The sequence below is a fragment of the Sphaerisporangium perillae genome (assembly GCF_023276435.1).
Classification (GTDB): domain Bacteria; phylum Actinomycetota; class Actinomycetes; order Streptosporangiales; family Streptosporangiaceae; genus Sphaerisporangium; species Sphaerisporangium perillae.
In genome coordinates this window covers 57,344-77,697 of sequence record NZ_JALLPO010000022.1, presented here as the reverse complement: position 1 = coordinate 77,697, position 20,354 = coordinate 57,344, and the positions used below count along the sequence as shown (strand labels likewise).

Here is a 20,354-nt window from a genome sequence, read left to right as displayed (position 1 = left end):
ACCTGATCAATGGTCGCGCTTGCTGGGGAGCTTGCCGGCTTGTTCGCGTGGTCCGCTCTCCGCCTGTGACAGCGTATGAGGTAGGCCTCGTATTCGGGCAGGGTTCTCGCCATTCGGACCAGATTCTGGCGTCAGACCCCCTCCATTGGGACGAACGAGGCAGACGGGAAAGAGCCAGCGATTACGATCGTGTGACATGACGTCGTCCACCGTTCGTCGCGGCAGCCGTCGTCGGCGCCCGGTCCTTGTCCCGGCCGTGCTCCTGCTCGCCCTCGCGGGCGTCGGGGCCACCGCCGCCCTCGGCGGCCTCCGGCAGGCGCCTCCGGAGGGACCTCCGCAGCGCCGAGCGGGCGAGGAGGTCGATCAGGACCTTTTCCGCACCAAGGTCGAGGGCGCGGTCGTGCGGTCCATGCCGACCGACCCCGACGATCCCGACTCACCGAAGGAGTCCGTCCTGGAGTTGAGCCTGAAGGTCTACAACGAGGCGATGAACAGCGTGCCGCTCCAGACTCTCGAGGATGCCCTCCTGCGGGTCGCCCCGCCGCAGGGGGAGCCGCTGACGGACCCGCCCGCCGGCCAGGGAGCGGCGAAGTGGCGGCACGGCGGCTCGATTCCGGGGGAGGGCGTACCTGGCAGGCTGCTGCCGCCCAGGCGCACCTCCACGGTGCTGCTCAGGTTCCGCGGCAACGCCGGACCCGGCGCGCAGCCGCCGCCCTTCCCTGACGTCCTCGACATCGACCTCGGCCACTACGAGAACCACGAGGACGCCCTGACCGGACGCCACTGGACCCAGTTGGTGAACGGCGACGACGGCATGCCGGAGGTCGTCGCGCACGTGACCGTCCCGGTGCGGAAGGCGGTGTGATGGTCCAGCGGCTCACGGCTCCACCACCGGACGACAGGGCGGAAGGCGAGGGACGGGGCGAGGAGACCCGGCAGGCCGGGCGCGCCCGCCGAGTGGCGCGGCGGCTGGGCAACGGGACGATCGCGCTCGTCATCGCCGCCACCGCCGTGTACGCGCACACGTTCGTCATGGACCAGGACGTGCTCGACGCCCCGCTGACCACCCGCGCGACGGCCGGGGCGGTGGCCGAGACCGGGCGGTTCGGCATCCGGCTCGAACGTGTCGTGGCCACCAGGACGATCCGGCTGGCGACCCCGTCGAACGACCCGGTCACCGGAGGCGAGACGATCAAGGAGACCGGGCACGTGGGCACCCCGGACATCTTCGTGGTCGCCACCGTCCGCGCCACCTCCGCCGGTGAGCCCCTCTGGCTGAAGAGGGCCTCGCTGCGCACCCGCGACGGTCTCGAGTACACCAACACCGACCGCGTCTACGGCATCTACACGCGGGCGGACCATCCCATCCAGCACGGCTGGTGGTCGGAGGCGGACTACGTCTTCGAGGTACCGCCGCAGGCGCTCCCAGGGGCCTCCGTCGTGATCTCCGCTCCCTCGACCAACGGCATCTACGACGAGATCTATCCCGGCCGGTACGACCAGCTCCTTCCGGAGGCCTCACTGTCCCTCACCGCCGATGACGCGTCCGCTCGGCGCCTGCTGGACGACATGCCGGACTCCGTGCGTTTGGTGGTGCGGCTGTGAGCAGGACACGCGGAAACGACGCGGCGCCCGATCCGGAGGAGGAGGCCTTCGACGCCTTCGCCCCGAATCCGCGCAACAGCCCGCCCTCGGGTGGAGAATCGGTCACGTCGACGGGGTCGTGGGAGGCGTTCCCGACGACCTTCCCGTTCCCCGCGATCTCCCAAGGCGGCCCGCCGCCCACGGCGCTCGAACCGGGGCCGGCGTTTGCGCCATTGGGCTCGCCAGGAGCCGTACCGGCCTCCGTACCCGGCTTCGTGCCGGCGGCCTCCGGCCCGCCGGAACCCGGCACGCCCAAGGGTCCACGGCGGACATCCCCGGGCCCACGCGAGCGGGGCAGGCTCGTCCGGGCACTGCGCGCCGCCGGCCTGGTCGTCGCGGCGGCCGGGCTGGTCGCGGCCACGGTGAGCGTGCAGTGGTGGGACAGGTCGGCATGGGTGGCCGAGCGGTACCCACCCCAGGGGATCAAGGACGTCGGACATGACCAGGAGGCCATCCTGCACGGTGTGAACTGGAAGGTCGGCGTGACCGCCGGCCCGCACTCGCCCGGGCAGGACCCCGGCACCGCGTCCCTGGTCGCGGACGTGCAGGTGACGCCGACCTCCACCGCGGAGATCGAGAGGTCCTTCCCGCCCCGGTTCACCATGCGCGACCGGGCCGGGCACGTGTGGCTGGCCAATGCCGAGGAGACGCCGATCCGTTCAGATCTCAAGGTCGGGCAGCCGGTGCGGATGAAGGTGGTCGCGATCGTGCCGGATCGGCTGCGCGACACGGCGGAGTTCGTGCTGAGCTACTCCGAGCGCGAGATGCTGCGCTTCGCCCGCTGACGCGTGGCCGCGATGTCGAAGGTCGCGGCGAACAGGCACAGCGCCAGCGTCGTGAAGAGCAGATCGCGGCCGAAGTGGACGGGGATCTGGTACAGCTCCCATTCGAGCTGGCGGTGCGCCGTCCCGATCAGGTAGTACACGCCGCGCTCCGCGTAGTCCATGCCCACGCTGAGCAGCATGTAGCACAGGCACATCACGGTGAACAGCGGAGCGCCGCCCCGGAGTGTGAGGCGCAGCGCGTGGAGCACGGGCGGCCATCTGTCCAGGCCGGTCCGTACGGCGAACAGGCCGGCTCCCCGGCGGGTGAGCCGGTGGGTCCGCCGCTCGACCCTCGTCGCGGCCTCCTCCAGGGCGGTGCCCTTGATCAGCGCCCGCCCGCTCTCCGAGTACGCCCCGTACACGAGGACGGCGAGCGTGAGCCAGGTGAGCGGCTCCAGCACGGCGCCGGTGATGTGCGGGCGCACCTCCGCGAGCCGGTCCATCGCGGCCTGCCAGCCCGGCACCGCCTGTTCCAGCGCGGCCCAGCGGTCGTTCCACCAGGTGACGACCGCCCGCTGCCCCAGCCACGCCGACCGCTGGTCGACGAAGGTCACCACGAGGGCGAGGCCGTAGAAGGTGTAGGCGAGCTCGCAGAAGGCGACGCCGAAGGCGAGCCGCGTGCCGCCCCTGCGTTCGTGGATCGCCGACAGGACGAAGCGCAGCGCCAGGGCCACAGCGGTGAAGACGAGGGCGACCTTCACGTCGAGGACGAGGTTGGTCCCCGCGTCGGGCGGGACCGGTTTGGGGGCCTTTGTGGCGTCCGAGGCCAGGGCGCCCTCCAGGAGGGCACCGAAGTAGCGGTCGTACTGGACGGCGTAGCGCTCCATGTCGGCGTTGGCGAACCGGCGCCAGTCGGTGACCTGCCAGCCCCAGGCGAGATAGATGGCGACGAAGGCGATGATGGCGCGGCCGAGCCCGGAGAGCAGCGGCTCGGGGTCGCGGCCCTCGGCTCGCCTGGCGCCGGTCTCGGTCAGGGCCCCGCGTACCGAGTGCAGCATGCCGACCGTGACGACCATGCCGAGCATGACCATGACGATGAAGATCAGCATCACGCCGGCCAGCCGCCACTCGCGGAAGGAGCCGTGCGAGAACTCCGATCCGGCCACCAGGAGCCCGAACCGCCCGAGCTCGCCGGCGCTGAACCACAGCACGAGCGGCACCAGGCAGCGGCTCCAGAGCGCGAGCGCGTGCAGCGGGAGCCCGTACGGCGAGCGCCTCCACCAGCGTGCGGTATCGGACACGGGCCGCGACCCAGCCCCCAAGGTCAACGAATCGGACATCCTGGGCATGCTATCCACGGCATCACCGCCCCCGCAGGGCATCTCGACAATGAGCCGTCAGAATGCCGTGACGCACCCGGTAGACCTGCCTTCCGCGGATCCAGGCGCCCAAGCTCTTGCGATTTGCCGCCTTTACGGGCATCTGCAGGTGTCTGGTGTGTATCTATGGGGTGAACGAGACGGAGGGGGAAGGAGCAGCGACTACCATCCTGTGGCATGACGTCCACCCCTCCTCGCGCCGGCCGGCGCCGGCGACCGGTCCTCATACCGGCTCTGGCCGTTCTGGCGGCCGCGACCGTGGGCGTGACCGCCGCCTTCGGCGGGCTGAAGGACGCCCCCGCGAAGCAGCTCGAGCAGCTCGGCAAGGGCGCGGAGGTCGACCAGGTCCGGATGCGCACGAAGTTCGAGGACGCCGTCGTCCGCCCTGGGGGCAAGGACGGCATCGGCACCTCCGACAAGCGCTACCTGCAGATCATCATGAAGGTCACCAACCAGTCGGACGCCACCATGCTCGCCCAGATCATGGACGACGCCCTTCCCACCGTGCGCGCCGACGGCAAGACGCTCAAACCCGCGGCCGACCCCGACGTCACCCTCGGCCCGCGCGTCGTCGTCGTCTCAGGCGGCCACGCCTACGACCAGCTCCACCCCGGGATGACCGCCACCGTCGTGATGGCCTTCGAGCTGGCCTCCGGCCAGCCCGCCCCCGAACGCGTGGTGATCGGCGCGGCCACCTACGAGTGGTACGAGAGCTTCTTCAGCGAGACGCACTACTGGGTTCCGGTCACCGAAGAGGCGCCGCTGACCGCCGAGGACCGCAAGAAAGGCCGCACGGTGAGGTACGAACCCGTGATCGACACGCAGGTGAGCCTGCCCGTGCGGGAGGAGGCGCAGTGATGGCCACCCCACCGGGCCTGGTCCCCGACGCGCCGCCGCTGCCGCCCGGGCCTCCAGAAGCGCCGCGCCGCCACGTTCCCGCCTGGCGCAGGGCCGCGGGCGCGCTCCTCGGGCTCGTCCTCGCCGCCGGCGCGGTCTACGTCCAGACCCGCGTGCTGACCGCCGACCAGCTCGACGATCCGCTCACCGTGTCCGGCGGCATGCACGACGAGCTGGAGACCGACCTGTTCTCCGCCCGCCTGGAACGCGTCGAGTTCGCGCGGTCGGTCCGGGTGAAGAAGCAGTTCAGCACCGACGAGGCGACGACCGAGCACGTGTTCCTGATCGTCAAGATGGGCGCCACCTCGCGTCGCAAGCCCGTCCAGCTCACCGCGCACCTGATCACCGCCGGCGGGCTGAGCTTCGACCCGACCGATCGGGTGGACGCCCGCGCGACCATGGCCGACAAGTGGGTACAGCCCGGATGGTGGCGGTCGGGCCTGTACTTCTTCGAGATCCCCCCGGACAAGGCCGCCGGATCGCGCGTGGTGCTGTCGGAGCCCAAGACGCTGTTCGGTGACGCCTTCATCCCCGAGACCTCCTCCGACCTCGGCCTGGACGAGGCGAAGGCCCGGCAGATGATCGACGCCGCGAAGGACGTCTACGAGGTGAGCGGCTGATGAGCGACCAGAACCCCGACGAGACCGGCGTCTTCCCGCCCCCCGCCGCCGAACCCTCCTGGTTCACCCCGTCCAAGCGCCCGCCCCGCCCCGACGCCCGGGTCTGGCCTCCCGCGGAGGCCGAGCCCCGGGCCACCTCCACCGTGCCCATCCCCGTCATCGCGGACCGGCCGCTCCCCCGCCGCCAGGCATGGCCCACTCCGCCCCCGGGAGCGCCCTATGACGGGCCGCCGTACGCGGCCCCCGCCCCCGCCCCGCCGGCCGGCGGCGCGCCGTTCGGCGGCGCGCCGTTCGGCGGCGCGCCGTTCGGCGTCCCGGCGGGCTTCGAGGCCGAACACGCCGGCGCGGCGCAGCCCGCGCGGCGACGCCGGCGTGCGATGCCGAAGGCGGCGAAGATCGGGCTGCAGTTCTTCGGGGCGGTAGCGCTCGCCGCCGCGTTTCTCGGCGTCCGCGGATACGACGCGATCCACCGGTTCGAGGCCGACTCCCCGCCCGCGCAGGTGCGGCAGGTCGCGAAGGGCCGGCAGGCGCCCCTCGGCGACGCCAAATGGCGCCTGGAAGGCATCGCCCTCGCGACGCAGCAGTCTCCCGACACCCCCGACCGGGTGATGCTGCAGATCGACCTGGAGGCCACCGCGCTCAACGACAAGGCCAAGAACTACGCCTTCAGCCCTCCCGGGGCCTACCTGGCCGACAAGAGCGGGCGCACCTGGCTGGCGCTGGTGTCGGAGAGCCCGCAGGACCTCAAGCCGGGGGTGCCCGCCCGCTTCACCCTGCTGAGCGCGGTCCCGAAGGGACTGGCAGACCAGGTCGAGCTGGTGCTGTGGCCGGGTGACTACCAGGGAAAGAACCAATCCGGGCCGTCACTTCGGTTCGATCGCTGACCGCCTGCGCGCGCCGCCTGCGCTCGGCGCCCGCCGCGACGTCGAACGTCGCCGCGAGGAGACACGTCGTCAGCACCGTCAGTCCGAAGTCGACCACGAAGTTGATAGGCACGAAGATCACGTCCCAGTACAAGATGGGGTGATCGGTGCCGGCCAGGTACTCAAGGCCCCGGCGCGCGTAGCCCTCTCCGACCTGGATGGCGGCGAAGCAGAGCACGAACAGCCCGAACAGCGGCGCTCCGGCTCTGACGGTCAGGCGCACCGTGTGGACCAGCGGCACCCAGTGCCCCCACCGGCCGAAGAACCGCGTCAGCGTCTGCCGGGTGAGCGAGTGGGTCCGCTCGTTCAACGCCTGCCCCGCCTGCGCGGCCGTCGTCTCCAGCCGCGTGCCCTTGATCACGGTGGTGGTGTCCTCGGCGTACGCGCCGTACACGAGGATCGCGACGGTCAGCCAGATGGCGGGCAGCAGCAACGCGTCCGCGGCGTACGGCTTGATCGCGCCGACGAGCCCCCAGAACGCGTCCCAGCCGGGGATGCTCGACCGCAGGCCCTCGACCAGGGTGTCCCACCAGGTGTAAGCCTCCCGGCTGCTCACCCAGCTGCCCCGGGAGACGATCACCTGAGCGCCGTAGTAGAAGAAGGAGAGCTCGCAGAAGGCCACGGCGAAGGCCGCCTGGCGGGCTCCCCTGCGCTCGTACCAGACGGTGAAGATATAGCGCCCCACGAACGCCGCGATCATGATGGCCAGCGTGAGGTTGAAGTTGAGCGAGGTCAGCCCCTCGGCCGTGCCCGCCCCAGAACTCCCGTCGAGACCGCCCCACGCCCCCAGGTAGCCCTGCTCGCCGCTCTGCCGCTTGATGTCGGTGTTGAGGAACTCGCGCACGTCGTCGACGTGCCAGCCCCAGCTCAGGTAGAGCACGGCGAAGGGGAGGATGACCCGGCTGATGGCGCCGACGAAGCCTTCGTCCTCCTCGCCGTCGGCCCGCCGCGCCCGCATCTCCCACAGCGCTCCGCGCACGGAGTGGAACATGCCGACGGTGACGATCAGGGAGGCCATCACCATGATGATGAAGACGAGCATGGTCAGCGCGAGCCGCAGGTCCCGCATGGAACCGTGTGACAGCTCCGTGCCGCCGACCATCAACCCGAAGCGGACGAGCTGTCCGGCGGAGTACCACATGACCAGCGGCAGCAGGCATCGTCCGGCCAGGCGCAGGGTGTGCCAGGGCAGTGACCAGACCGACGGGGTGCGGATGGATTCGGACATCTGGTGCATCCTATCGACGCAGCCCCAGCCGTCGCAGCCGCATCACGCGAGAGGCCGGCGTTCCCTCGCGGGAACGCCGGCCTCTGCCGGGCGGCACTGTCATCGGAGCGGGTGAACGACCCGCTCCGGTCACCGAGCCGGGAGACGGTCGGTGACCGTCAGACGGTGACCTGGAGCTGGGAGACCTCGCCGAGGCGGGCCTCCACCGCGATGTCCTTGCTGACGCCGCCGCCCGCGATGATGCGGACGGTCCAGGAGCCGGGCGCGGCGAAGAAGCGGAAGATGCCCTCGTCGGACACGACGACCTCGCCGGTGAACTCGCCGGAGTGGTCCAGGAGGCGGGCGTACGCGGTGCCCGCGCCGGTCACCACACCCTGGATCACGGCCTGCGTCGACAGGTCGATGCCGGCGGGAAGCGCGACGGTCTGCTCGGGTGCGGCGCACCCCTGGATGGTCGTCATCGGGCCTCTCCCAGCTCGATCGGCACGCCCACGAGCGAGCCGTACTCGGTCCACGAACCGTCGTAGTTCTTCACGTTCGCCTGGCCGAGGATCTCGTGCAGCACGAACCAGGAGTGGGCGGAACGCTCGCCGATGCGGCAGTAGGCGATGGTGTCCTTGTCGAAGTCGACGCCCGCGTCGGCGTAGAGCGTGCGCAGCTCGTCGTCGGAGCGGAAGGTGCCATCGTCGTTGGCCGCCTTGGACCACGGGATGTTGCGCGCGGTCGGGATGTGCCCGCCACGCTGCGCGGCCTCCTGCGGCAGGTGGGCCGGGGCGAGGAGCTTGCCGGTGAACTCGTCGGGCGAGCGGACGTCCACGAGGTTGAGCTTGCCGATCGCGGCGACGACGTCGTCACGGAAGGCGCGCAGAGAGAGGTCCTGGTCCTTGGCGACGTACTGCGTCGCGGGACGCGCGGGCACGTCCTTGACCAGCTCGCGGGAGTCGAGCTCCCACTTCTTGCGGCCGCCGTCGAGGAGGCGGACCTTCTCGTGGCCGTAGAGCTTGAAGTACCAGTAGGCGTAGGCGGCGAACCAGTTGTTGTTGCCTCCGTAGAGGACCACGGTGTCGTCGTTGTCGATGCCCCGAGCCGACAGCAGGGCCTGGAAGCCCTCACGGTCCACGAAGTCGCGGCGGACCGGGTCCTGCAGATCCTGCTTCCAGTCGATCTTCACGGCGCCACGGATGTGGCCCTTGTCGTAGGCGCTGGCGTCCTCGTCGACTTCGACGAGGACGACGCCAGAGGTGTCGAGGTTGGCCTCGACCCAGTCGGCGTCCACCAGTACGGCGGAGCGGCTCATTGGGGAACCTCCCGTTATCGGGTTGCGGCGGGCATTAGACGGCGGATGATCAAGTACATTTCGCAGCCCAGGCAGAAGCCGAAGGCGGCGTTGAGAAAGGCGGCGAGCAGGGCCGCGGCGGTCGCGACGAGCGCGAGCACCGTGATCTGCGCGGCGAATCCGATCAGCCCGGCGAGCGCGAAGACCAGACCGACACCCTGCGCGAAGCGGGGCGGGGTCGAATCCTCCAGCTCTGCCGGCGGACCGAGCCTCGGCCGCACCAACCGTCTGAAGATCAGCCCGTATGGCGAGGCACCGGCGACCCCCAGGGCGAAGACCACACCCTGGGCGAGAAGAAGCCAGGCGTTGCCCGTGAGCAGGACCAGCGCGAGAACGACCGTTGTGATGACCGCGGAAAAACGCGTGCTTCTGGGATCGACCTGCATGGCGGGTGGCTCCTGAAGGGATCGTGCCGGAAACGCGGAGATCGGGCACTTTCAGATCGATGCGGCGAAAGGCCGCGAGATCGCCCTCAGGCCATACGACAGAGCGCGGTGGCGACGCGGCAGAAATCAACCGCGCGCCGCTTCGTCAGCAGCTCTGTCGAGGGTGTCATGTGCACGACAGTACCCGCCGTCTTGCCATCTGTCACGTCGCGTCCGGTTCCTGAGACGCTGCCAGACCGAGGGCCGCGATGACGTCCGCCCTTCGCGGCTGGCCGGACGCTCTCTTGACCACCCTGCCCTGGTGGTCGAGCACCAGGACGGTCGGCGTGCGCATGACGTCGAAACGCCGGACGAGGTCGAGCCGGGACTCGGCGTCGATCTCCACGTGCCGCACGCCGGGCACCATGCCGGAGACCTCGGAAAGCACGCGCCTGGTCGCCCGGCAGGGCTGGCAGAAGGCGGTGGAGAACTGCACGAGCGTGGCCCGTTCGCCCAGCTCGGCGCCGAGGTCACCGGCCGCCACCACGTCCATGTCACTCCTCACGGCGCGCACGGCACCGCCGCGCCGCCGCATCGTCAACCCGACGATGAGACCGGCGGCGAGCGTCGCGCAGAGCACCAGCAGGCCTGTCATCGCCTGCGACAACACCTGCCCCCTGGCCCTCATTCCCCGCACCGGAGGATCCGCTCTTCCTGGAACGGGCCCGGCGCGCGCACCCGCGGCGGGAGGCCCGCGTTCAGGGGTGGCGCCACGGGTCGGCGTAGGGGCCCGGGCCGCCCGGCCACGAGTCGCCCGGTCCGGGCATAGGGGGACGGCACGACTCACCCCGCTCCGGGCGTAGGGGCCGGCATGAGTCGTTCCAGCCCGGCTGTGGGAGAGGGCGCGAGTCGCACAAACCCGGACGTAAGGGACGGCGGGTGTTACCCGCCGTGGACGTAGTCGATGGAGAGCAGGCGCTTGCCGGCGGCGGTGCGGACCTCGAAGGCACGGATGCGGTCCATCGCGAGCTCCGTATGCCCCAGGAACCTGGCCGGCCCGCCGTGGTACTGCCCCCGGCCGACCGTCCAGCTCCCGGCGGGCGACACCGTGCCGTCGGTCCCGATGGCGCTGAGCCGGCAGGAGGTGCCGTCGGGCACGCCGGTGAGCGAGATCTCGACGGTCGTGCCCTCTCCGCCCGGGATCATCACCAGCTCCGCGCGCACCTGGCCGGAGCGACCCGTCAGCGGGATGGGGGCCGGCGAGCCCGTGGCGGCCGGAGACCGGAGGGCGCTCGCCGAAGGAGCCGCCTGCGGGACGTCCTTGGCCAGGGACGACTGGGCGGGGGTGGCGGCGAGGGCCTCGCTCTGCTGGGAGTCCAGCACCCCGCGCCCGGCGGCGTCCATGGGCCCGTCGCTGCTCGCCGCGGGGGCCGCGGCGGACGTGGTGGCGTTCTGGGACCGCCCCACGGCGAGCCATGCCGTGCCGCCCAGGGCGACCGCGACGAGGGACGCCGCCAGGCCGAGCATGATCCTCGTCGCCCGGTGCCGCTTGGCGGACGCGGCGACCAGGCGGTCGAGCACGGCCTGCGGTGGCTTGGCCGCCTGCTCGATGTCCTCCTCCGAGACGCGGCCGAGCAGGGCGGTGAGCCCGCTCAGCTCGTCGAACTCGGCACGACATTCCGGACATGTCGCGAGATGGGCCTCGACCAGGACTGCCTCTTCCGGGTCGAGCGCGCCGAGCATGTGCACGCCGAGCGACATCCGTACGTCCTCACAGGCGCTCATGGCGCGAGCCCCCGCTCCTCGAGTGCGAGCTTCAGCGCGCGCAACGCGTAGTACGTGCGCGACTTCACCGTGCCGGGCGGGATGCCCAGCGCCTCGGCGGCCTCTCTCACCGACCGGCCCCGGTAGTAGGTCTCCAGCAGCACCTCGCGATGCTCCGGCCGCAGGGTCGCGATGGCGTCGGCGACCCCCCACGACTCGACCGCCCGCTCCAGCTCGTCGTCGGCGGGCAGGACCGCGAGGGCCTCGTCGCCGGTCTCCGGCGGCCTCGACCTGCGGGCGCGATGCTGGTCGACGACCAGGTTGCGGGCGACCGTGAACAACCACGCCCGTACCGGCCGGTCCGCCAGCACATCGGGGTGCTTCCACGCCCGCAACAGCGTCTCCTGTACCACGTCCTCCGCCTTGCCCGGATCGCCCGTCAGCCGCAACACGTAACCGTAGAGTGACCCCGCGTGCTCATCGAAGAGAGTGCGTATCAGCTGCTCGTCGGCGGTTCCGGCGGGGCTCACATCCTCAGGACGTACGGCGACCGGCTCTGGTTCAGCCACGCAGCGGCACGTCCGTCGCCGTGGCCTCGACGGCCAGCCCCTCGCTCGTGGAGCGCACGCGGTCGATCTTCAGATTGAGCGGCAGGTCCTTGATGGGCACGTTGAAGCTGAGCAGCCGGCTGGCGTTCGGCACCTGGATGCCGTTGACGTTCTCGGGCGTCAGCCGCACGCCGCCCGCGACCACCTCGATCTTCATCTTCGCCGTGACCGGGATCGCGATGCCGGCCACGGTGACCTTGCCGGTGACCTGGAGGCTGTCGTCGCCGTTGCCCTCGACGCGGAGCCCGCGCGGCGCCCGGGCGTTCAGGGTCTCCTTCGAGACCACCACGGTGCCGGTGACCTTATCGGCGGTCACGCTCGCCGTGGCGGAGTTCTGGATCAGGTCCATGAGCGGGGCGTGCACGCCCCGCAGGACGGCGTCGATCCGCACGATCTTCGCGCCGTCGGGGGTCGTCATCTTCCCGATGGCGACGCCGACCTCTTCGTACCGTCCGGCGACGGCCTGGGTGAGGAACGGGATGCCGTGCACCGTGACGGTGGGCGGCGTGTCGAGGTCGTACTTCGCCGCGACCTGACGGGCCACCTCGCTTTGCACCCCGGCGACGGCGACGCGGTCGAGCACGGCCAGCAGGACACCGAGCAGGATGAGGAACACGATCAATTTGCGCATCCGACTCCTTTGGGGGTCCGCATGCCGATCAGAGTATCCGTGCGCAACCCTCGGGGTCAGCCTCCGGCGAAGGGCGGCAGGATCTCCACCGTCGCGCCCTCCGGGAGCGTGATCGTCCGGAGGTCGCGAGTGCCGGCGGGATCGCCGTTCACCAGGAACGACGAGCGGGCCACCACCCGCGGCAGGTCTGATTTCTCATACTTTAGTGTGATTTGTGCCACCAGGTCGCCAAGCGTGAGCGCCTCGAACGGCTCCTCGGCCACCCCGGCGGCCTCCTTCGCCGCCGCCCAGAAACGTACCGTACCCCTTGCCATCAGCCACCTCTTCCTTCACGGCGACGCACACCGCACAGGCGTCAATCACGCACCGCGAGGGAATGGTTACGGTTGTTTCCCGCGTGATGGACCGTTCACCGGATGGACGCCCTATGGACTCGCCTATCTAGTGGGCTATCCTCACGTACTGACGGGACCTGGGCGACGTAGCCCCCGGGTCCTTTACGTGTTTGTACGGCTGGCGCCGTCACAACGCGGGGAGGAGGCCGATGCGGTGAGTGAACAACGCCGTATCGACTCGCCCCCGGTCAGCCTCTGGATTAGGAGGTGCTGTGAGTAATCTGCTCCTGCTCACCAATGCCCTGGAGCCCTCAGCTGAGGTACTGCCAGCACTAGGGCTGCTGCTCCACTCGGTGCGGGTCGCTCCCGCGGAGGCGTCGGCGCTGATCGACGCCCCTCCCGCCGACGCCGTGCTCGTCGACGCGCGAAGGGAGCTCGTGCACGCCAAGAGCCTCTGCCGCCTCCTGCGTACGACGGGCATCGACTGCCCGCTCATGGTGATCGTCACCGAGGGCGGGCTCGCCGCGATGACCGCCGAATGGGGGGCCGACGACGTCCTGCTGGACACCGCGGGCCCCGCGGAGGTCGAGGCCCGTCTCAGGCTCGCCGTCGGCAGGCTCTCGATCGCCGCCACCGACGAGGTGCCCGACGAGATCCGCAGCGGCGACCTGTCCATCGACGAGGCCACCTACACCGCCCGGCTGCGCACCCGCGCCCTTGACCTGACGTTCAAGGAGTTCGAGCTGCTCAAGTACCTCGCGCAGCACCCGGGCCGGGTCTTCACCCGCGCCCAGCTGCTGCAGGAGGTCTGGGGGTACGACTACTTCGGGGGCACCCGCACGGTCGACGTCCACGTGCGGCGCCTGCGCGCCAAGCTGGGCGCCGAATACGAGTCCCTGATCGGCACCGTCCGCAACGTGGGGTACCGCTTCGTGCCCGACCGGGGTGGCGAGCAGGCCGAAGACCGCGAGCCGGCGCCCGCCCGCCACTAGCCGGAACGGCTTCCCACCAGCCGAAGCGGGCCGGCAACGGCGCCGGGCCCACTTCGACGATAGCGGTGTTCGACGACGGTTCGCCTAGCCGGCGACCGTGATCCGGTTGACGGCCGGCGGCGCGATCGGCGAGTGCGCGCCCAGGTAGGCCACGAACGCGTCGATGTCCAGCGGCCCGCTCCACAGGTCGGTGCCGTCCTTGAAGACGCTGAAGCCGTCACCGCCGCCGACCAGGAAGTTGTTCGCCGCCACCCTGATCGACTGAGTGTCCGTGACCGGCACACCATTGATCTTGATGTCCGAGATCCGCGACCCGATCGGCTGCGAGAGGCTCATCGTGTAGGTCAGGGACGCGGACGGCTGCAGGATGCGCGTGGTCGCGCCGCCGTTCTGCCACTGCTGCTCGAGGAGCGCGTCCAGCTTGGCCCCGGTCAGCGTCACGACCTGCATGAGGTTGTTGAACGGCTGCACGGTGAAGGCCTCGCCGTAGGTCACCACGCCGGCGCCCTCGGACCCACTCGGCGCGTAGGTCAGGTCGGCGCGGACGCCGCCCGGGTTCATCAGCGCGATCTCGGCGTTCCCACCGGTCTTGGTGGCCTCAAGCTGGGCGTCGGCGATCACGTCGCCGAGCGCCGTCTCGCCGGACGGCCCCGCCGCGCGCGTGAGGTCGGCCGTGATGTTGCCGATCGCCTTGTTCGCGACCGTCGACACCCGGTCCTTCCAGGTCTGCACGAACTGCGAGATGACGGGGTCGGCGGTGACGTCGCGGGTGACGACGTGGTTGTCGGCGACCACCGAGGACCGGACGACCTCACCGGTCTTCTTGTCCACCTTGAAGTCGATCGTCGTCAGCACGCGGCCGAACGAGGAGCCCTGCGTGTAGAAGCGGTCGTTTCCGGCCGGGTCCGTCGTCTTGCAGATGTAGGCCTGGTGCGAGTGGCCCATGATGACCAGGTCGACGTCCGCGCTGAGGCCCTGGGCGATCCGGGTGCCCGCGCCCGGGGTGACCGGGCAGGCGTCCGGGCTCTGGTTCGGGGTGATCTGGTCGCCCTCGTGGACGAGGGCCACGATGGCCTTCACGCCCGCGCGCCTGAGGAGCGCGGCCGCGCGGTTGCCCGACTCGACCTCCTCGGAGAACTTCAGGCCCGCGATGCCCGAGGCGGTCACGATCGTCGGCGTGGTCTGGGTCACCAGGCCGATGAAGCCGACGTTGACACCGTTGATCTTCTTGATGGCGATCGGCGGCAGCGCGTACCGGTCGTTGCTCTCCTGCAGGACGTTCGCGCCGAGGTACTGGTACCCGGCGCCCTGCCACTCGCCGGCCGGGGAACAGCCGTCAGTGGGGTGGCATCCGCCGTTCTGGATGCGCTTGAGCTCGGTGAGCCCCTCGTCGAACTCGTGGTTGCCGACGGAGGAGACCGAAAGGCCCAGCTTGCTCAAGAGTTCGACGGTCGGCTCGTCGTGGTAGGCGGCGGAGATCAGCGGCGAGGCGCCGATCAGGTCGCCGGCGGCCACGACGGCGGAGTTCTGGTTGACCAGCGACTTGAGGTGGGTCGCCATGTAGGCGGCGCCGCCCGCCGGGACCGAGACCCCGCTCTCGTTGACGATCGCGCCACCCGAGCCGGTGGGCGGCTCCAGGTTGCCGTGGAAGTCGTTGATCGAGATGAGGCGCACGGGGACCGTGACGGAGGGCTTGGGGTTCGCCGAGGCGGGGCCTGCGGCGATTGCGAGACCGGTCGCCGCGACGATGCCGGCGACCGCGATCCGCTTGAACGATCGTGGGGTCATAACCCACGAGAGTAGAGACGGAACCTCAGCATAAAACGACTCAGAGGTAACGATTCACCCCACCAGTAGATGGCGACTTATGCCAGATTAGAGTCTGAGCATGAACGCGCGCGTGGACATCCGGGAGCGGCTCAGCGACCAGGAGGTGGCCGCCGTCGTCGCTCTGGTCGACGCCGCCACCGAGTCCGACTCCGTCCGGCCCCTCAACGAACATGTGATGCTCCACCTGCGCTACGGCGGTGATCCGGGAGCCCGTGCCGTGCTCCTGTACGACGGCGACGCGCTCGCGGGTTTCGCCCACATCGACCCGACCGACCCGGTCGAGGGGCCGAGCGGGGAGCTGGTCGTGCATCCCGCCCACCGGCGGCGCGGCCTCGGGCGGCGCCTGGCCGAGGCCGCCCTCGGCGAGAGCGGCGGCAAACTGCGGCTGTGGGCGCACGGCGACCATCCCGAAGCCGAGCGGCTGGCCACCTCGCTGGGGTTCACCCGGGTGCGTTCCCTGTGGCAGATGCGCCGCTCCCTGTACGCTCCGCTGCCCAGCGCGGAGCTGCCCGCGGGAGTGCGACTGCGCACGTTCGAGCCCGGTCGCGACGAGCAGGCCTGGCTCACTGTGAACGCCCGCGCGTTCGCCCACCACCCCGAGCAGGGGTCGTGGACCATGGACGACCTCCGGCGCCGTGAGCAGGAGCCCTGGTTCGACCCGGCCGGCTTCTTCCTCGCCGTACGCGACGACGCCCCGGCGGGCACCGGCCGCGACGGCTCCGCGACGACCGTCCCCGGCGACTCCCCGGCGGGCGCGGGCGGCCGGCTCGTCGGTTTCCACTGGACCAAGGTGCACGGCGACGACGACCACGACGAGCCGCACGGGCACAACGCGATCGGAGAGGTGTACGTCGTCGGCGTCGACCCCTCCGAGCAGGGCGGCGGCCTCGGCCGGACGCTGACCATGGCCGGTCTCACCCACCTGCGGTCCCGTGGCCTGCCCCAGGTCATGCTGTACGTCGACGAGGACAACGCCTCGGCCATCCGCCTCTACGAGTCCCTGGGCTTCACCCGCTGGGACGTCGACGTGATGTACCGCCACGTGTGAGGCGCCAGGTGAGGTGTCCGGGGCGCCCGAGCCATCCGGTCGGCCGATAAATCGCCATTTACTATTTCAATTGACACACCTCGCCGCTGAAGCGACAGTCACCCTGTAATCGCGCGCACACCCCCGCGCGTGCCCGCCCCGCCGCCGACAAGCACAGCGAGGCACAACGTGGACAGCTTCAATTCAGCAGGCCCCGGCACGTTCTGGTCCCTCCTCGGCCGCGTCGAGCGCGAGTCCCTGCACGCCATCGGCTGGGTCCGGCACCTGACCCCCCGCGAGACGCTCGCCGACCGCGACGCCCTGCCAGACAGCGTCACCGTCCTGCTCGACGGTTACGCCAAGGAGGTGTACGGCTCCGCCGAAGGCGACGAGTCCCTCATTGAGATCTTCGGCCCCGGGCACCTGGAGGGCGAGCTGGCCCTGTGGGACTGGCCCCACCGCGGCCGCATCGAGACCCTGACCAGCGTGCGGGCGCTGCACGTGCCCAAGGACAGGTTCGTCAGCTTCCTCGCCGAAGAGCTGTCCGCCGGCGCCGCCCTCATGAAGAGCCTCGGCCACCGCCGCGTCCTCGCCGCCCGGCGGCGCGCCCCCGGCGCGGGCGTACGCGCGCCCGCCAGGATCGCCCTGCACCTCATCGAACTCGCCCTGCGCTTCGGACGGCCCGCCGGATCCGGCGTGGTCATCGGCCCGCCGCTCACCCAGACCGACCTCGCGAGCTTCGCCGGAGTCGACCGCATCGCCGTCGCCCGCGCCTTCCACGTATGGCGTCCCAAGGCCGCCCGCGCCACCTGCGCCCACCCGCACGCCGACATCATCGAACAGCACGGCTCCACGATCACGGTGAAGGACATGGACGCCCTGCGCACCGTGGCCGGCCCGTGGGCGGCCGAATGGGACTCCGCGCCCGCCGTAACTCCCCCCGGCAGGACGGCGGCCGAACGGCGGCTCCCCGCGATCAGGATCCCCGCGACCGGCACCGGCCCGGCGCAGCTCCCCCCGGTCGTGCCCTGCTTCACCGGCAGGGACGCCGAACTGGACACCCTTGACGCCCTGGTCACCAAGGCGGACCGGCCGCGGGCGGTCATCGTGGAAGGGATGGCCGGCGTCGGCAAGTCCGCCCTCGCCACGTACTGGGGCCACGCCGTGAAGGACGAGCACTTCAGCGGCGGGCAGCTCTACCTGGACCTGCACGGCACCGCCAACCGCCCGCTCACCGCCGCCGAGGCCATCGGCCAGCTGCTGCGCGGTCTCGGCGTCGGCGGCCACCAGATGCCCCTCGACGAGACCGAACTCGTGGCCGCCTACCACCGGCGCCTGGCCGACCGGCGGCTACTGATCATCGTCGAGAACGTGGGCGAGGACCCGGAGATGGTCCGGTCGCTCGTGCCGCCGTCCAACCGGTGCCTCATGCTCGTCACCACCCAGGCCAAGCTGGCCGGCCGGTCCGGGCTCACCCCCGCCGACGGGGTCGAGCAGCTGGCACTGGACGTCATGCCGGAGGACGAGGCGATCCGGCTCGTGGCCGCCGTCCTCGGCCCGGGGGACTCCCGGGTGCGCGAGAACCCCTCCGACGCCACCCGGCTCGTGCGGCAGTGCGCCATGCTGCCCCTCGCCCTGCGGATCACCGCGGCCAAGCTGGTGGAGAACCCGGCCGAGCAGATCGCCGACACCGTCCGCGACCTGGACGGCCAGGACCGGCTGTCGAAGCTGGCGCAGGACGACGAGCCGCGCGCCGCCGTACGACCGGCCTTCGAGGTGTCCTACCGGGCGGTCCGCCCGGAACTACGACGAACCTTCCGCTACCTCGGGCTCATGACCGGCCCGGACGTCGGCGTCGAGGCCTGCGCCGCCCTGCTCGACGAGGCGGTGCCCGACACCCTCCGCCGCCTCAGAGCCCTCAACCGCCTGAACCTCGTCGCCGGAAAATCCGACACGGCGGCCGGCGACCGGGGTACCGCGGGGAGCGACCGGTTCATGGTGCACGACCTGCTGCGCGTCTTCGCCAAGGAACGCGTCCTGCTGGAGGACAGCGAGGCGGAACGCACCGGAGCCCTCCGGCGCCTGCTCACCCACTATCTCGCCACCGCCATGCGTGCCGGAGACGCACTCGGCCGGCCGAGGCGCGTGCTCCACGACCGTGCCGTCGCACCGCCCACCACGTCGGGCACCGAGCGCGACCAGCACCTCCGCTGGTTCGAAAACGAGCGCTCCAACCTCGTCGCCGCCGTCCACCAGGCGGTCAGGCACGGCCTGCACTCCTACGCGTTCAACCTCGCCGACGCGGTGTTCGACTTCATGACCTCGCGCGGCTACGTCAGGGACGTGATAGACGTGCACAAGGCCGGGCTGGCCTCCGCGCAGGCCATGGACGAGTGGCCCGCGACCGCCCAGATGCTGCACCACCTCGCCATCGCCCACCGCACCACCGGCCAGAACGTCAAGGCGCTCAGCTACGGCGAGGACGCCCGGTGGGGCTTCAGGCGGCTCGGCGACAGCCTCGGCGAGGCCGGCGCCCTGGACAACCTGGCCGACGTGCGCGGCGTCCTCGGCCGCTACCGCCTCGCCATCGAGCATTCCGAGGAGGCGCTGCGCCTGCACCGCCTGGCCGACAACAGGGCGGGCGAAGCCGAGGCGCTGGACACGATCTCGCAGAACCTGCGCCGGCTCGGCGAGTACGCGAGCGCCGAGGACCACGCGCTGCGGGCCCTCACCATCAGGAGGACCATCGACGACCGGGCCGGTGAGGCCGAGTCACTGCTCAACCTGGCCCGCCTGTACTACTTCTGGGGCGCGCCGCAGAAGGCCGCCATCCACGGGCTGGAGGCCCTGGCCCTGCGCCTCGACCTCGGCGACGAGCCGCAGTCCGCCGACGCCTACCGCGAGCTGGCCCGGATCCACCGCCAGCTCGGCCTGCCCGGCCTCGCCCGCCTCGACGCCGAACAGGCGCTGCGCATCGCCCGGGTGAGCGGCGACCGGCACGGCGAGGGCGAGACCCTGATCGTCCTCGGCAAGCTCCTGCGCGACGAGGGCGCCCACGCCGAGGCGCTCTCCCGCCTCTGGTACGCCGTACGGCTCGCGCAGGAGATCGGCCACCGGCGAGGCGAGGCCGAGGCGCGCGCCGCCATCGGGCTCGTGTACTACAAGCTCGGCCGGTACGCCGAGTCGCGCGAGCACCTCAACCTCGCCCTGGAGATCCGCAGGGAGATCGCCGACCGCGCCGGCGAGGCGCAGGACCTGGAGAACCTCAACCGGACCATGCGGCGCCTCGCCCGGTACGAGGACGCGCTCCAGCACGGGATGCACGCGCTCCGGCTCTGGCGCGAGCTGGACGTCCGGACCGGCGAGGCGCGCACCCTCGGCGGCCTCGCCCGCACCTACGTACGGCTCGGCCGCCCGCAGGACGCCCTGCGCGCCGCCGAGGCGTCACTGTCCATCCGCCAGCGGCACGGGCACGGCATAGGGCTCGGACTGGACACCATGGCCCGCGTCCTGCTTCGCATAGGCCAGCCCGAACAGGCGCTGGACAAGGCCGTGCAGGCGATCAGGGCGATCCGGGAGACCGGCGACCGCCAGTACGAGGGGGCCGCCGTGAACAACCTGTCCCGGATCTTCCTCGCCCTCGGCTGCGCCGACCAGGCCGAGAAGTACGCAAGGCAGGCGCTCGACATGGTCAAGATAGCCGGTGACCTGCGGGAACAGGCGGCGTGCCGGCACACGCTCGGCTTGATCGCCCAGCACCGGGGCGACCACGCGGAGGCGCTTCGCGATCTGGAGGAGAACCTGCGGCTCCACCGCGAGACCGGCAACCACTCAGGCCAGGTCGAGGCGTTGCGCGCCCTGTGCCTTTCGCACCAGGCCATCGGCAACGTGCGGGAGGTGCAGGACTGCGAGCAGCGGATCCAGAACATCCAGCGCTGGCTCGGCGGCTCCTGAGCCTCCTAAGACTCCTGAGCCTGGTGAGACTCCTGAGGCCTTACTCAACGGCGGGCG

The 20,354-nt window shown here is 71.0% G+C and carries 21 protein-coding genes; 9 read left to right on the top strand and 12 right to left on the bottom strand.

Features of this window, described 5'->3' with window-relative positions:
* Nucleotides 1-196 precede the first annotated feature (196 nt).
* From MYF83_RS22245 to MYF83_RS22235, 3 genes are read left to right on the top strand one after another with little or no spacing between them, the layout of a single operon-like run.
* Nucleotides 197-865 (top strand): hypothetical protein, encoded by a 669-nt coding sequence (locus MYF83_RS22245; protein WP_248962515.1) that lies wholly within the window; start codon nucleotides 197-199, stop codon nucleotides 863-865.
* Nucleotides 865-1,605: a hypothetical protein gene (locus tag MYF83_RS22240; RefSeq protein ID WP_248962514.1), complete on the top strand. Its 741-nt coding sequence runs from the start codon at nucleotides 865-867 to the stop codon at nucleotides 1,603-1,605. The genes MYF83_RS22245 and MYF83_RS22240 overlap by 1 nt, the downstream gene beginning before the upstream one ends.
* Nucleotides 1,602-2,429 carry a hypothetical protein gene (locus tag MYF83_RS22235; RefSeq protein WP_248962513.1) on the top strand — a complete coding sequence of 276 codons (828 nt, stop codon included), beginning with the start codon at nucleotides 1,602-1,604 and terminating at the stop codon, nucleotides 2,427-2,429. The genes MYF83_RS22240 and MYF83_RS22235 overlap by 4 nt, the downstream gene beginning before the upstream one ends.
* Here the strand turns inward: MYF83_RS22235 and MYF83_RS22230 are convergent.
* Entirely contained in the window at nucleotides 2,393-3,709 is a 1,317-nt protein-coding gene (locus MYF83_RS22230; protein WP_248962512.1) for a hypothetical protein, read from the bottom strand. The genes MYF83_RS22235 and MYF83_RS22230 overlap by 37 nt on opposite strands.
* A 255-nt stretch (nucleotides 3,710-3,964) precedes the next feature.
* On the opposite strand from MYF83_RS22230, the gene MYF83_RS22225 reads away from it, so the two are divergent.
* Genes MYF83_RS22225 through MYF83_RS22215 form a run of 3 tightly spaced genes read left to right on the top strand, consistent with a single transcriptional unit; the run spans nucleotide 3,965 to nucleotide 6,188 of the window.
* On the top strand, nucleotides 3,965-4,645 hold the full coding sequence (locus tag MYF83_RS22225; protein WP_248962511.1) for a hypothetical protein: 681 nt from the start codon (nucleotides 3,965-3,967) through the stop codon (nucleotides 4,643-4,645).
* The gene (locus tag MYF83_RS22220) at nucleotides 4,645-5,304 is read left to right on the top strand and encodes a hypothetical protein (protein ID WP_248962510.1); all 660 of its coding nucleotides are present in this window, start codon (nucleotides 4,645-4,647) and stop codon (nucleotides 5,302-5,304) included. Before MYF83_RS22225 ends, MYF83_RS22220 begins: the two co-directional genes overlap by 1 nt.
* Nucleotides 5,304-6,188 (top strand): hypothetical protein, encoded by an 885-nt coding sequence (locus MYF83_RS22215; protein WP_248962509.1) that lies wholly within the window; start codon nucleotides 5,304-5,306, stop codon nucleotides 6,186-6,188. Before MYF83_RS22220 ends, MYF83_RS22215 begins: the two co-directional genes overlap by 1 nt.
* Here the strand turns inward: MYF83_RS22215 and MYF83_RS22210 are convergent.
* The 10 genes from MYF83_RS22210 to MYF83_RS22170 all read right to left on the bottom strand — a co-directional run bounded on the left by MYF83_RS22210 (nucleotide 6,073) and on the right by MYF83_RS22170 (nucleotide 12,473).
* Nucleotides 6,073-7,455 carry a hypothetical protein gene (locus tag MYF83_RS22210; RefSeq protein ID WP_248962508.1) on the bottom strand — a complete coding sequence of 461 codons (1,383 nt, stop codon included), beginning with the start codon at nucleotides 7,453-7,455 and terminating at the stop codon, nucleotides 6,073-6,075. The genes MYF83_RS22215 and MYF83_RS22210 overlap by 116 nt on opposite strands.
* Before the next feature lie 158 nt (nucleotides 7,456-7,613).
* On the bottom strand, nucleotides 7,614-7,916 hold the full coding sequence (locus MYF83_RS22205; RefSeq protein ID WP_248962507.1) for a DUF1416 domain-containing protein: 303 nt from the start codon (nucleotides 7,914-7,916) through the stop codon (nucleotides 7,614-7,616).
* On the bottom strand, nucleotides 7,913-8,752 hold the full coding sequence (locus MYF83_RS22200) for a sulfurtransferase (protein ID WP_248962506.1): 840 nt from the start codon (nucleotides 8,750-8,752) through the stop codon (nucleotides 7,913-7,915). Before MYF83_RS22200 ends, MYF83_RS22205 begins: the two co-directional genes overlap by 4 nt.
* Nucleotides 8,753-8,766: 14 nt before the next feature.
* Nucleotides 8,767-9,177, bottom strand: coding sequence for a DUF4395 domain-containing protein (locus MYF83_RS22195; RefSeq protein ID WP_248962505.1), 411 nt, complete (start codon nucleotides 9,175-9,177; stop codon nucleotides 8,767-8,769).
* An 86-nt stretch (nucleotides 9,178-9,263) separates the two neighbouring features.
* The gene (locus MYF83_RS44385; protein ID WP_358546035.1) at nucleotides 9,264-9,347 is read right to left on the bottom strand and encodes a putative leader peptide; all 84 of its coding nucleotides are present in this window, start codon (nucleotides 9,345-9,347) and stop codon (nucleotides 9,264-9,266) included.
* A 32-nt stretch (nucleotides 9,348-9,379) separates the two neighbouring features.
* A complete protein-coding gene (locus MYF83_RS22190) occupies nucleotides 9,380-9,709 on the bottom strand; it encodes a TlpA family protein disulfide reductase (protein WP_248962621.1) in 330 nt (109 codons plus the stop codon).
* A gap of 389 nt (nucleotides 9,710-10,098) precedes the next feature.
* Nucleotides 10,099-10,941, bottom strand: coding sequence for an anti-sigma factor (locus tag MYF83_RS22185; protein WP_248962504.1), 843 nt, complete (start codon nucleotides 10,939-10,941; stop codon nucleotides 10,099-10,101).
* The gene (locus MYF83_RS22180; protein ID WP_248962503.1) at nucleotides 10,938-11,489 is read right to left on the bottom strand and encodes a sigma-70 family RNA polymerase sigma factor; all 552 of its coding nucleotides are present in this window, start codon (nucleotides 11,487-11,489) and stop codon (nucleotides 10,938-10,940) included. The genes MYF83_RS22185 and MYF83_RS22180 overlap by 4 nt, the downstream gene beginning before the upstream one ends.
* Entirely contained in the window at nucleotides 11,482-12,159 is a 678-nt protein-coding gene (locus MYF83_RS22175) for an LmeA family phospholipid-binding protein (RefSeq protein WP_248962502.1), read from the bottom strand. The genes MYF83_RS22180 and MYF83_RS22175 overlap by 8 nt, the downstream gene beginning before the upstream one ends.
* A 56-nt stretch (nucleotides 12,160-12,215) precedes the next feature.
* The gene (locus tag MYF83_RS22170) at nucleotides 12,216-12,473 is read right to left on the bottom strand and encodes a MoaD/ThiS family protein (protein WP_248962501.1); all 258 of its coding nucleotides are present in this window, start codon (nucleotides 12,471-12,473) and stop codon (nucleotides 12,216-12,218) included.
* A 293-nt stretch (nucleotides 12,474-12,766) separates the two neighbouring features.
* Between MYF83_RS22170 and MYF83_RS22165 the strand changes: the two genes are divergently transcribed.
* Nucleotides 12,767-13,486 carry a response regulator transcription factor gene (locus tag MYF83_RS22165; RefSeq protein ID WP_248962500.1) on the top strand — a complete coding sequence of 240 codons (720 nt, stop codon included), beginning with the start codon at nucleotides 12,767-12,769 and terminating at the stop codon, nucleotides 13,484-13,486.
* An 84-nt stretch (nucleotides 13,487-13,570) separates the two neighbouring features.
* Here the strand turns inward: MYF83_RS22165 and MYF83_RS22160 are convergent, their stop codons facing one another.
* Nucleotides 13,571-15,274, bottom strand: coding sequence for a bifunctional metallophosphatase/5'-nucleotidase (locus MYF83_RS22160; RefSeq protein WP_248962499.1), 1,704 nt, complete (start codon nucleotides 15,272-15,274; stop codon nucleotides 13,571-13,573).
* 100 nt (nucleotides 15,275-15,374) lie between these two features.
* Here MYF83_RS22160 and mshD point away from each other — a divergent pair, with 100 nt between their 5' ends.
* Together mshD and MYF83_RS22150 are read left to right on the top strand one after the other, a co-directional pair.
* Entirely contained in the window at nucleotides 15,375-16,364 is a 990-nt protein-coding gene (mshD, locus tag MYF83_RS22155; RefSeq protein WP_248962498.1) for a mycothiol synthase, read from the top strand.
* A gap of 168 nt (nucleotides 16,365-16,532) precedes the next feature.
* Nucleotides 16,533-20,297, top strand: coding sequence for a tetratricopeptide repeat protein (locus tag MYF83_RS22150; RefSeq protein ID WP_248962497.1), 3,765 nt, complete (start codon nucleotides 16,533-16,535; stop codon nucleotides 20,295-20,297).
* The last annotated feature ends 57 nt before the right edge of the window (nucleotides 20,298-20,354 follow it).

Excerpts from the sequence above, each read along its gene's own strand:
- MYF83_RS22245 (WP_248962515.1), top strand. The coding sequence starts at position 197 with ATGACGTCGTCCACCGTTCGTCGCGGCAGCCGTCGTCGGCGCCCGGTC.
- MYF83_RS22240 (WP_248962514.1), top strand. The coding sequence starts at position 865 with ATGGTCCAGCGGCTCACGGCTCCACCACCGGACGACAGGGCGGAAGGC.
- MYF83_RS22225 (WP_248962511.1), top strand. The coding sequence starts at position 3,965 with ATGACGTCCACCCCTCCTCGCGCCGGCCGGCGCCGGCGACCGGTCCTC.
- MYF83_RS22220 (WP_248962510.1), top strand. The coding sequence starts at position 4,645 with ATGGCCACCCCACCGGGCCTGGTCCCCGACGCGCCGCCGCTGCCGCCC.
- MYF83_RS22215 (WP_248962509.1), top strand. The coding sequence starts at position 5,304 with ATGAGCGACCAGAACCCCGACGAGACCGGCGTCTTCCCGCCCCCCGCC.
- MYF83_RS22210 (WP_248962508.1), bottom strand. The coding sequence starts at position 7,455 with ATGTCCGAATCCATCCGCACCCCGTCGGTCTGGTCACTGCCCTGGCAC.
- MYF83_RS22205 (WP_248962507.1), bottom strand. The coding sequence starts at position 7,916 with ATGACGACCATCCAGGGGTGCGCCGCACCCGAGCAGACCGTCGCGCTT.
- MYF83_RS22200 (WP_248962506.1), bottom strand. The coding sequence starts at position 8,752 with ATGAGCCGCTCCGCCGTACTGGTGGACGCCGACTGGGTCGAGGCCAAC.
- MYF83_RS22195 (WP_248962505.1), bottom strand. The coding sequence starts at position 9,177 with ATGCAGGTCGATCCCAGAAGCACGCGTTTTTCCGCGGTCATCACAACG.
- MYF83_RS44385 (WP_358546035.1), bottom strand. The coding sequence starts at position 9,347 with ATGACACCCTCGACAGAGCTGCTGACGAAGCGGCGCGCGGTTGATTTC.
- MYF83_RS22190 (WP_248962621.1), bottom strand. The coding sequence starts at position 9,709 with ATGGACGTGGTGGCGGCCGGTGACCTCGGCGCCGAGCTGGGCGAACGG.
- MYF83_RS22185 (WP_248962504.1), bottom strand. The coding sequence starts at position 10,941 with ATGAGCGCCTGTGAGGACGTACGGATGTCGCTCGGCGTGCACATGCTC.
- MYF83_RS22175 (WP_248962502.1), bottom strand. The coding sequence starts at position 12,159 with ATGCGCAAATTGATCGTGTTCCTCATCCTGCTCGGTGTCCTGCTGGCC.
- MYF83_RS22170 (WP_248962501.1), bottom strand. The coding sequence starts at position 12,473 with ATGGCAAGGGGTACGGTACGTTTCTGGGCGGCGGCGAAGGAGGCCGCC.
- MYF83_RS22160 (WP_248962499.1), bottom strand. The coding sequence starts at position 15,274 with ATGACCCCACGATCGTTCAAGCGGATCGCGGTCGCCGGCATCGTCGCG.
- mshD (WP_248962498.1), top strand. The coding sequence starts at position 15,375 with ATGAACGCGCGCGTGGACATCCGGGAGCGGCTCAGCGACCAGGAGGTG.